The 5,721-nt window shown below is 59.4% G+C and carries 6 protein-coding genes; 2 read left to right on the top strand and 4 right to left on the bottom strand.

Annotation, left to right across the window (positions count from 1 at the left end; translation table 11 throughout):
- The 4 genes from H1Y01_RS17665 to H1Y01_RS17650 form a co-directional block, all read right to left on the bottom strand.
- Nucleotides 1-1,835: hypothetical protein (locus tag H1Y01_RS17665; RefSeq protein ID WP_180541873.1), on the bottom strand; the 1,835-nt coding region annotated here is incomplete at its 3' end.
- A 6-nt stretch (nucleotides 1,836-1,841) separates the two neighbouring features.
- The gene (locus tag H1Y01_RS17660) at nucleotides 1,842-2,285 is read right to left on the bottom strand and encodes a Spy/CpxP family protein refolding chaperone (protein WP_180541871.1); all 444 of its coding nucleotides are present in this window, start codon (nucleotides 2,283-2,285) and stop codon (nucleotides 1,842-1,844) included.
- Nucleotides 2,275-2,544: a hypothetical protein gene (locus tag H1Y01_RS17655; RefSeq protein WP_180541869.1), complete on the bottom strand. Its 270-nt coding sequence runs from the start codon at nucleotides 2,542-2,544 to the stop codon at nucleotides 2,275-2,277. Before H1Y01_RS17655 ends, H1Y01_RS17660 begins: the two co-directional genes overlap by 11 nt.
- 218 nt (nucleotides 2,545-2,762) lie before the next feature.
- Complete coding sequence (locus H1Y01_RS17650; protein ID WP_180541867.1) at nucleotides 2,763-3,227, bottom strand: RNA polymerase sigma factor; 465 nt, start codon at nucleotides 3,225-3,227, stop codon at nucleotides 2,763-2,765.
- 326 nt (nucleotides 3,228-3,553) lie between these two features.
- Here H1Y01_RS17650 and H1Y01_RS17645 point away from each other — a divergent pair, with 326 nt between their 5' ends.
- Both H1Y01_RS17645 and H1Y01_RS17640 read left to right on the top strand, forming a co-directional pair.
- Nucleotides 3,554-4,705, top strand: a complete 1,152-nt coding sequence (locus tag H1Y01_RS17645; RefSeq protein ID WP_180541865.1) for an alpha/beta hydrolase — start codon at nucleotides 3,554-3,556, stop codon at nucleotides 4,703-4,705.
- 87 nt (nucleotides 4,706-4,792) lie between these two features.
- Entirely contained in the window at nucleotides 4,793-5,362 is a 570-nt protein-coding gene (locus H1Y01_RS17640) for an alpha/beta hydrolase (protein WP_180541863.1), read from the top strand.
- Nucleotides 5,363-5,721 lie beyond the last annotated feature (359 nt).

Genomic DNA, 5,721 nt, shown 5'->3' with positions numbered 1-5,721 from the left:
GTGACGCCGGCGCCCCCAAGTGTAAACGTGTCAGCGTTGGTCCACTGAGCCGCGCTCCCGAGGTTTTGTCCGAAGATTGTGAACCATGTGTCCGGGGGCAAAGGTTCAACCTTAAGGTCCGCCGCGTTGACAATGCCGTTCGGCGGAATCGTAGGGGTGGTGGAAAGCGGAGCGCTTGCGAACGCAGGCCAAAGCGCGTCGGTTCCACTGTAGGCCGCCTGCAACTGAAAGCCTCCCGGGGCTAAGGGTGAAAAGGAAATGCTGTAGGCGCCGTCGCTACCGGTCTGCGAGCTTCCGAGAGTCAAGACGGGCGGTGCGAAGTTGAGCGCGGTTCTTGAGACCTCTACGCCGTTGGCACCTAGGAAAACAAGCGCGAAGTATCCGCTGCCCACTGAGGAAGGCGGTATGCGGGCCTGGATTGTCAGACTGTAGCTATCGCCGGGAACCACAGTTATGGGGACGGAATTCACATAGGTCTGTTGGGTGGAAGTAGCGGATATAAGAATCGATGTACCGTTGGCATCGGAGCTCGGTTGAACCACCGCCGTGCCGTTCGGCTCGACTCCCCAACCCGCAAGCCCATTCGCAAAATTCAAACTCGTCTTTCCGTTGGAGCCGGCGTATTGGAACGAGTAGACATTGATGTCGGCAGTGCCCACATCACTGCATTGATTGACGCAGATCTGAATGACCGCCTGTGTAATTGCGGGGGGCACCGTGCCGCTGAGAACATAATTCGCTACAGTCCCCGACCCCGTGGTGGCCTGCGCGGTCAGTGTAACCGGTGCGGAAGCGATCTGTTGTCCCTGGCTGTCGGCCAAGCGGCCGGTCGCCTGCGAAGAAACGATATTGAGTGAAAGCTTGGTTCGCTGCCGGAAGTAGCTGTCGATGAGATACGTGAAGGCTGTTGGATCCGCCTCGGGAAGAACATGCGTCGGATAGGGGTACCAGGACTGGAAAATCACATGGTTGGGTATCGTGCCGCCGCCTTGCGCTTCCCATTCGACGTAGTGGTTCTCCGCATCGTCTATCCAGCTGGCGTCCGATAAGTCCGTTGTCCATCCGTTGTAGATAATCCCGAAGGGAATGCCGCGCTGCTGAAGGGCCTCGCGCAGGCTTTCCACGGCAGGGGCCCAATTGTCCAGCCAGTCTACATCGAAGTGGAAGAAGGCGAAGGGGGCGCCCGCCGCGGCGAGCCATGCATCCATCCCCGCCGTGTACTCACTAAGCCAATTGGCGCCGGCGGGAACGGGTTCGATGTCTCCCACAATCACATTCGGAAACACGGTTCGAATCTGGTTGAGGCTCTGGAGCGCGTTCGCCGCAATTTGTTGGGGGGTCCACTGGCAGCCGTTGGGTCCGGTGTACAGGGAGCTGGCGTGGAAGAAGGGCTCATCAAAAGCAATGTATTGAAGATTGCCGCCCAACTGCTGGATGCGGGCAGCCACCGGGAGCGCTGTCTCTCCCGCAAAACCTTCAACTCCCATCCCGCAGGTAGCTGTCGGAGTCAAAGGAGGAAACTCCACAGCTAGCGCAATGTGATTGCTATTCAGGTAGGAGAAGATCTGTTGCAGCGCGGCGTCGGGGAAATAACCGGGAAAGGTGGTGCTTAGCATCTGCGTGTACATCTTGAAGACTTGAATCCGCGAAGAAGCGGTAGTCCAGGCTGCGCCGGGAGCAAACAGATCGAGGTAATCGACGGAGCCGATTCCCTCGTTCCAAGCCTCCGGGGTGATGGGAGCGAACCAGAACGTTTGCGCCGGCGGCGCAGTGGATTGAGCGGAACAAACGGCCCCGATCAAGAAAGCGATGGAGAATCGACTAAGTGTTTGCATAACGGGTTATTTCGATTCGGCGCGCCGGGCCTGCAGGCGATGCTGCTGCTCCTCGGTCAGATTATTCTTGATGCGGACCAGCAGCGCGATCTGGGCGCGCTTGATGTCGCGCTCCGACGCCAGGACCTTATCGAGTTGCGCAAGCACTTGAGCCTCGTCGGCCTTCGGTTGCTTCAACAATCCCGTTAATCCTTCCATGTCCGACTGCAGTTGCCATTGCAATTCCGTGAAGCGGGTTTGCGCCTTCAACAGTTCCGCACGGAGATAATTTTTCTGCGCGTCGCTGAGGCTAATCGCGCTTTGGTTCTCCATCACCAGTTCCGGGGGAAACAACAGATCGTTCAAAGGGTCGGGATTCGGCGGTTGCTGCGCGCCGAGCGATGCGGCGAAAAGGAACGATGAAAATAAAATCAAAAACGATGCGGCCGGCGAACGTAACTTATTGAGCATGCATTTCTCCCGAAGGCTTAATTTTGAAGAACTCTCCCCCTAGCCTTGGCTTTGTGTCCCATGCGGCCGCCACTGGAGGACGCAGCAGCGCCTGGGTGGGTGAGCGCCACGCGGACAGCGCGGCGAAATTAGTCTGAGGCGCTGGACGCCGCACCCACATCACCATCGCGATCAGGACCACGACTAACATCGCTGCCGCGCTTCCAACCGCGGGCCATTTCCACCACGCGGTTGGCCGGGGCTTTGAAGTCCGGGGCATTGAAGCGATGCGCGCCATCACTCGCTCCGGTCCGTACGACGGGGGCTCGACGGCAGTGCTGCGACGGAAAGCCTCGTCCATGCGCTCCGCCATCTCCCGCCTCGCTTGCAACGCGTCTCGGCACTGCGGACAGATCACGAGATGCGCCGCCAAGCCGGGCTCAGGCGTTTGGCCCAGGGCACAATCCATAATTGCGTCCGCCCAGTTGGAACAGCTCCTCATTGCGACCCCTCGCGCAAGAGCTGACGCCGCGCCAGATGCAGCCTCGACCGCACTGTCCCCTCCGGGATTCCCAAAATCCCAGCGACAGTCCGAACGTCCATCTCCTCCACTCCGATCAACAGCACCACGGCCTTCAATTTATCCGGCAATAAATCTACCTGCGCCCTCAAACGGGTCTCGAACTCCCGATCCAACACCTGCCGCTCGGGAGTTTCGGAAGCGGCTTGATTGGCCACCCATGCGCCATCCCGCCCCATAGCCCGCGTAGCTCCCCTCCGGTAGTTCAAAGCCAGCCGCCAACTGGCCCGGGCAACCCAAGGCCGAAATTTCCCCCCATCCCGCAGGCGGTCAAACTTCCTGTAGGCGGTAAGGAACGTATCTTGCGCGACCTCCTCGGCGTCGGCCGCATTTCCGAGCACCGAATACGCGACCTGATAGACCAATCGGTACGATTCACGCATGGCTCGTTCGAAGTTCCCATTCTCAGGACCCGGCTCGCGCATCGACGTTGTTCTCGCTTAACGCCCCGGCTCTTTGTTCACCGCGATCTCCTGCCTATAAGACACCACGCGCGCCGGGGGCGTTCACTAAAATCCAATGGGAACACGCCTTTAACGGTCGGGGTTTGACCGCTCTTCTTGCGATTACATTGTCCGGCAAGACGAAATGCAGACGCGCCGGTGCGCTCGCGTCAGCCGCGGTTACCGCTGCCTTCCGAGGGGCTCGACCCAGCTTGGGGTAGCCTTTTTGCCTGTTGGTAAGTAACGGCGGAGTATGATCGTCATCAATGTCCCGTCTTCGATTCGCCCCGTTGCTCGTCGCACTGATTGCAGGTCTGCATCCTGCAGGAGCTCAAGCGCCAGCGGCGCCGCCTCCGCCTGCTGCCACAACCCCGCCTGCCCGTCCGGTTCCGCCCACGCGCGATCCCAACACTCCCGGCTACGTGAAAGCCACCGACTTACCGGATGGGACCAACCCTCCGCCCACCGCGGACGGCAACTTCATCATCGGCCCGACCCACAATCCCGCGCCGGAGATGACCGTGCATGAAGGCGTCCCGCAAGGCAGCGTCTTTGAGTTCACCATGAACTCGACGGATAGCAAGATGTATCCCGGTATTGCGCGCGAGCCTCATACCTTTGGGACGCCGGATCCGAACGACCCTGCGAAGCTGATCCTGACAACCAGCCATCCCGCGCCGTATACGCGCAAGCTCGCCGTCTATGTTCCCAAACAGTATGTTCCCGGCACGGCCGCGCCGTTCATTGTGGGAGCGGACGGGCCGGACCGGGCCTTATTCACGGCTCTGGATAACTTGATTGCCGAGAAGAAGGTTCCGGTCATGATTGCGATCTCGATCGGCAACGGCAGCGGAGACGCTCAAGGGAGCGAGCGCGGCCTCGAATACGACACGATGTCCGGGAAGTATGCGGAGTTTGTCGAGACCGAAGTGCTGCCATTGGTCGAGAAGCAATATAACGTGAAGTTGACCAAAGATCCCGACGGTCGCGCCACCATGGGCGGCAGCTCGGGCGGCTCCGCCGCGTTGATCATGGCCTGGTATCACCCCGAGTTATATCATCGCGTCCTGACTTACTCCGGAACCTATGTCAACCAGCAGTGGCCGTCGAACCCCGCGACTCCCGGCGGCGCGTGGGAGTTCCATAAGTCGCTCATCCCGAACTCGCCCGTGAAGCCGATTCGTCTCTGGATGGAAGTCGGCGACCGCGACCTATACGGCCCGAATATCATGAAGGACAACATGCATGACTGGGTTGTCGCTAATGAAAACATGGCCAAAGTGCTGGCCGCCAAGGGCTATCATTACCAGTTTGTATTTGCCCGCAACGCCGGGCACACCGATCGCGCGGTGAAGCAACAGACCCTTCCCGAGGCTTTGGAATACTTGTGGCAGGGTTATCCGATTGTAGGCAGATAACTTCGCAAGGTGATTGAAAGCTCGATAGCAACACAGGTCCGCGGCAGGTACTTGGTCGTCCCGCCTTCCCAGTCGGGGCCCGCGCCGATGCTTGTCGGTTTTCACGGCTATGCGGAGGACGCGGAGACGCAGATGGAGCGCCTTCGCGCGATTCCCGAGAGCGGCGGATGGATATGCGTGTCGATTCAGGCGCTCAACCGCTTCTATCAAACGCGTACGGGCAAGGTAGTCGCGAACTGGATGACAAGACAGGATCGGGAAGCGGCGATTGCCGATAACATCGAGTATGTGTCGGCTTGTATTGCCGAGATCGAAGTTACATGGTCCATTAGTCCGGGACTTGTCTTCGCCGGATTCTCGCAAGGGGTAGCAATGGCGTTTCGTGCCGCGGCATATTCGGCGCCCGCAGTTGCCGGCGTGATTGCGGTAGGCGGCGACGTTCCGCCGGAGTTAACGGCGTCTAGCTTAGGCCGGATTCCAGAGGCGCTTATCGTGAGGGGTAAAGACGATCATCTCTATTCCGCTGAGCAATTCGCGAAAGATGCAGAGCGTTTGCGGAAGTGCGGCGTTAAGGTTGCTACCTTCGAGTCCAGTTCCGGCCACGAATGGTCTAGCGATGTAAGTGCAGCGGTGTCGGACTTTCTTCGATTCGTATGAACAAGATATGGCCTGCGGCCACCCTGGGCGGTGCAAATACCGCATTCTGAGCCGCGACGGTCACGGAGCGGTGTATTCCGCTTCCTCGCGCGGGAAAAAGCATTCGAAGGTTCTTTTCCGGAGCACCAGCTCCGTTACCGTCGCGGCTCAGAATGCGGATTTAGCGGCCGTCGGCAGAGTATTGCGCGCGGGATCCTATAATCCGTCCCCTTAACGCAGTCGGGTGTAACTAGTTGCTTATTGCGCCGGCCTGCGCTTCTTGGCCGTCGTCGTCCCCGGCACATTGATACCTAATACCTTTAGTTGCGCGCGGGCTTGCGGCGCTACCGGGCTATTCGGAAAGTCGTGCACGACGGCTT

Origin of the sequence: Nevskia soli, from assembly GCF_903970205.1 — a bacterium.
GTDB lineage: Bacteria > Acidobacteriota > Terriglobia > Bryobacterales > Bryobacteraceae > Bog-113.
Note: the sequence above shows the minus strand (reverse complement) of the source record. Positions and strands in the feature narration are given on the sequence as shown.